The organism is Pedobacter sp. JCM 36344 (assembly GCF_046546555.1).
Taxonomy (GTDB): Bacteria; Bacteroidota; Bacteroidia; order Sphingobacteriales; family Sphingobacteriaceae; genus Pedobacter.
This window is the reverse complement of record NZ_JBKHKK010000037.1, coordinates 1-2,485: the sequence shown is the minus strand read 5'-3', so window position 1 is coordinate 2,485 and position 2,485 is coordinate 1. Positions and strand designations below refer to the sequence as shown.

General features: G+C 44.7%; 2 protein-coding genes. Both read right to left on the bottom strand.

What is annotated here, in order from left to right; genetic code table 11:
* Positions 1 to 84 precede the first annotated feature (84 nt).
* Entirely contained in the window at positions 85 to 813 is a 729-nt protein-coding gene (gene istB, locus ACHFIZ_RS17815) for an IS21-like element helper ATPase IstB (protein WP_410888311.1), read from the bottom strand.
* A 12-nt stretch (positions 814 to 825) separates the two neighbouring features.
* Positions 826 to 2,370 (bottom strand): IS21 family transposase, encoded by a 1,545-nt coding sequence (gene istA, locus ACHFIZ_RS17810; protein ID WP_410888309.1) that lies wholly within the window; start codon positions 2,368 to 2,370, stop codon positions 826 to 828.
* Positions 2,371 to 2,485 lie beyond the last annotated feature (115 nt).

Genomic DNA, 2,485 nt, shown 5'->3' with positions numbered 1-2,485 from the left:
TGCATATATCGATGATTCCGGGCCAAGCGTATCGCTTGAAGATGGGCCAGTCGTATCGTTGATACCGGGCCAGTAATTATAGGATTATTTTTTCACTTTTCTCAAGGATTCCCCTGATAAACTTATGCGGTGTGCACTATGGACAAGTCGATCCAGGATGGCATCAGCAATTGTTCCCTCACCAATCACTTCATACCATGTGCTTACCGGTAGCTGAGAGGCAATAATGGTTGATTTCTTATTATGCCTGTCTTCAATAATTTCCATTAACAGATCCCTTTGCGGCTTATCTAGATTCTGCAAACCAAAATCATCCAGGATTAACAGATCCTGTTTTTCTATACGTGCGATTTCTTTATATAAAGAGTTGTCAGCCTTGGCACCATGTAACCTGGTGAAAAGTTTAGACGTGTTATAATATGCTACCTTGTAGCCCATAGCACAAGCCTGATGCCCAAGAGCCGACGCGATAAAGCTTTTACCGACACCTGTGGAACCGGTGATCAGTATATTTTCTTTTTGCTGGATAAACTGGCAGGTTGCAAGCCTGTTCAATAATTCCCTGTCCAGATCTCGGGCTGCCTGATAGTTGATCTCAGATAAGTGAGATAAGTAACGAAAAGCTGCCCCCTGGGTTAGCCTAACCACTTTCTTGTTTGACCTGTCCTGCCATTCTGCATCAATCAGCATGCTGAGCAGTTCATCTGCGGTCAGCTGTAAATGTCCCTGGCTCTCAATACTGCTGCTGTAAGCCTGCAGCATTCCCGGAAGGCGCAGGCTTTTCATTTTTTCTAATGTTTGTTGTGTATTCATATCTGTTTTGGATTAATGATAATAAGTGGCCCCACGCAGGTTGTCATGCACTGGCAGGCAATTCTGCTCCTGCTCATGGTCTTGCTGATCAAGGTTTTGCTTAAGTATGGACTCAAGTATTTTATATCCATACTGCTCAAAATTCGCTGCCCGGATACAGGCACTTTTAAGGCGCTCCGTTCCATAGATCTTGCCCAGTCTCTGTATCCCCCAGCATGATCGGTAAGCTTGTTCAGGATGTGCACGCTGGGCAAATACAGTTTCTACATACCCGTGGATAACCTGGTCTTTAGATTTTGCCCAGGCTAAAAAGTCATCCATATTCCATCCTTTCATGAACTGATGGTTGTCAGGCATGTGGCTGGGAGTAGTAGAAAAGCTTGCACTTTTTTTGCTTCTGGGATGAGAGGCTATTCTGGAACCGGAGGAATAAACTTCCAGAAGGGTCTGGTTGTAACGGAGCTCCACTTTTTTACCGATATACTGGTGAGGAACGCTGTAATAATGTTTGTCTTCGCTGATGAACACATGGTAGTTCTTTTGGACCGTTGCCTGTTTATAGGTGATTAAAGTGAAGGCCTGGGCGGGCAATGGGGAAAGTAGCGGCTGTTCCTGTTCCAGAAATAGCTGGGTGCGGCTGGTTTGCCTTTGCTGATACATTCTTTGGTTATAAAGTTCCAATAATGGTCTGATGGCTGCATTGAGTGTATGCAGGTCAAAGAACACCTGGTCTTTTAAAGCAAAGCAGATCCGCTGATAGACTAGCCTGACCGCATTTTCAACTAAGGCCTTATCCTTTGGTTTACGCGCACGGGTGGCTAATACCGCAGTGCCATAATGAAGGGCAAAGGCTTTAAAGTCTTTATTGAGTTCCGGTTCATAACGATGGGCCTGTGTGACTGCCGATTTTAGGTTGTCGGTTACGATCAGCTTGGGTACACCGCCAATAAACTCAAGGCTTCGCCGCATACTATTCAAAAAAGATGCTTTCTGCTGGCTTTCACTGGCCTCTACATAGGTGTAACCGCTACCAGCAAGGATAGCAACAAAAAGTTCAGCGGGTCGTATTACACCTGTTTCCCGGTCGGTGAGCATGAGCCTGTCACCAGCATAGTCGATCAGTAATTTCTCGCCCATAATCTGTTCCATATGAAAGGATGCCTGCTGAATGGCAAAAGCCTTTTGTATATGCTCCTTGAACTGCGTGTAACCATATCCATCAGGATATTTCTTGCGGTATTCTTCCCAGATGTTTAAATAAGTAAATCCGGATTGCTTAAGGGCTTTTTTGTAAGTGGGGACCAGCGCTTGTAGATCCAGATAAGCCTGTGGCTTATTGAATACTTTCGGCTCAGGCAAGATAGAAACCAGCGATTCTTCATCAAGACGGCTTAATTCTGAGAAATCTTTGCCTGAGCCACCCAGGTTCAGGACATACTCATTAATAGTTTTACGATTTATCCCTAATAATCTGGCGATCGAACGGTTACTTTCGCCACGGGCTTTTAATTGAATTATACGTTGAATATCTAACATGTCTTTTCGGTGGCCGGCCATATTCTACAGAGTTTTTTGCTGTAAAATACTGCTTTGTTTAAATTGGCCCGGTATCACCGATAGGACTGGCCCAGTATCACCGATACGGGTGGCCCGTTATAGACTGATATATGCA

Bases quoted from the DNA above. Each gene is read 5' to 3' on its own strand.
- istB (WP_410888311.1), bottom strand. From the start codon at position 813: ATGAATACACAACAAACATTAGAAAAAATGAAAAGCCTGCGCCTTCCG.
- istA (WP_410888309.1), bottom strand. From the start codon at position 2,370: ATGGCCGGCCACCGAAAAGACATGTTAGATATTCAACGTATAATTCAA.